The organism is Actinomyces sp. oral taxon 849 str. F0330 (assembly GCF_000239715.1).
Lineage (GTDB): Bacteria > Actinomycetota > Actinomycetes > Actinomycetales > Actinomycetaceae > Actinomyces > Actinomyces johnsonii.
In genome coordinates this window covers 10433-12249 of record NZ_JH470362.1, presented here as the reverse complement: position 1 = coordinate 12249, position 1817 = coordinate 10433, and the positions used below count along the sequence as shown (strand labels likewise).

Annotated in this window: 1 protein-coding gene and 1 pseudogene; both read left to right on the top strand. The window is 71.7% G+C overall.

The features are described from left to right. The first annotated feature begins 257 nt into the window (after window positions 1-257). Window positions 258-1022 (top strand): DeoR/GlpR family DNA-binding transcription regulator, encoded by a 765-nt coding sequence (locus HMPREF0975_RS13465; RefSeq protein ID WP_009234760.1) that lies wholly within the window; start codon window positions 258-260, stop codon window positions 1020-1022. After that, window positions 1019-1807, top strand: a pseudogene (locus HMPREF0975_RS13460) (1-phosphofructokinase family hexose kinase); the annotation flags it as partial. The gene HMPREF0975_RS13465 and the pseudogene HMPREF0975_RS13460, both read left to right, overlap by 4 nt. Window positions 1808-1817 lie beyond the last annotated feature (10 nt).

Genomic DNA, 1817 nt, shown 5'->3' with positions numbered 1-1817 from the left:
GTACCGGCGCCTCGCTCAACGCGGGATCGCTCGCGCTCTCCCTGCTCGCCGTCGGCGGCTACCTGATCCTGCGCCGGCAACTTCAGGCCTGAGGGCGGCCCCTGTTCTCAGAGCAATCTATAAAATGTATTGTGAGTCACTCAGGGGTAGACGGGACTGTCTGAACGGACATATGCTCATGTCTGTTCAGACATTATGGGTCTGGTTGATGCCCGAACAGGCATTTCCGGCCAACGACACCGACGTCAGGGGTGAACATGCGCATCGAGGACAGGCACCGCCAGATCGTTGAGCAGGTGCGCGGCGCTGGGCGCGTCCTGGTCGCCGAGCTCGCCGAGCACTTCGACGTCACCCCCGAGACGATCCGCCGCGACCTGGCCGCCCTGGACCGCAACGGCTCCCTGCGCAAGGTCCACGGCGGCGCCATCCCCGCCCCCGCCCTGCCGGAGACCGGCGTGACCCAGCGCGAACAGGTCAACATCTGCGCCAAACAGGCCATCGCCCGCGCCGCCCTGGAACGGCTGGACCCGGAGCCCGGCACCACCCTCCTGGTCGACGCCGGCACCACCACCGGTGCCGCTGCCCGCCTCCTGCCCGCCGGGGGCGACCTGACCATCATCACCAATTCCGTCCTGACCGCCGCCTCCCTGACCGCCGCCGGACATACCCGGGTGCGGATCCTGGGTGGCCAACTGCGCGGCCTCACCCAGGCCGCCGTCGGCCCTGAGGCCGTCGAGGCCCTCTCCACCCTGCGTGTCGACGTCGCCCTCCTGGGCGCCAACGGCGTCAGCGCCGCCCACGGGCTGTCCACGCCCGACCCCGACGAGGCCACCGTTAAACGCGCCATGGTGCGCAGCGCCCGCCAGGTGGTGGCCCTGGTCGACTCCACCAAGATCGGCCAGGAGCACCTGGTCTCCTTCGCCACCCTCGACGACGTCGACCTCCTGGTCACCGACGTCGAGCTCCCGCCCGCACTGACCGAACAGCTCGCCACCACCGAAACAGAGGTCCTTGTCGCATGATCCTGACCCTCACGCCCAATCCGTCACTCGACCGCACCGTCTCCCTGGCCGGGCCCCTCCAGCGCGGCGCTGTCCAGCGCCTGACCGACGTGGTCATGGAGCCCGGGGGCAAGGGCGTCAACGTCGCCCGCGTCCTGTCCAACTCCGGGCGCGCCGCCACCGCCGTCCTTCCCGCCGCCGAGCACGACCCCATCCTCACCGCCCTGGGAGCGCTCGAGCTTCCCGGGCTCACCGTCCACCCGGTGCCGGTGGCCGGCGCCGCCCGCATCAACACCGCGGTCACCGAACCCGACGGCACCACCACCAAGCTCAACGAGCTGGGAGCGGGCCTGAGCGAGGAGGAGATCGCCGCCGTCGAGCACGCCCTCCTGGAGACCTTGGCGACCACGCCGCTTCCGGCCGGCGCATCCCCCCACCACTGGGCGGTCATGTCCGGCTCCCTGCCGCCGGGCGTGCCGACCAACTGGTACGCCCGCCTGGTGGGGCTCCTGCGCGAGGCCGCCCCGGGACTGCGCATCGCCGTCGACACCTCCGACGAGCCCCTCGCGGCCCTGGCCGCAGAGCTGCCCGACTCGGCTCCCGACCTCATCAAGCCCAACGGCGAGGAGCTCGGCCAGCTCGCCGGCCTGCCGGCCGAGCGCGCCATGGCCCTCGAGGAGGGGGCCGTCGAAGGGAACTACGGCCCCGTCGTCGACGCCGCCCGCCTGCTGGTGGGCCTGGGGATCGGCGCCGTCATGGTGACGCTCGGCCCCGCCGGCGCCGTCCTGGTGACCGCCGACGGAGCCTAGCACGCCA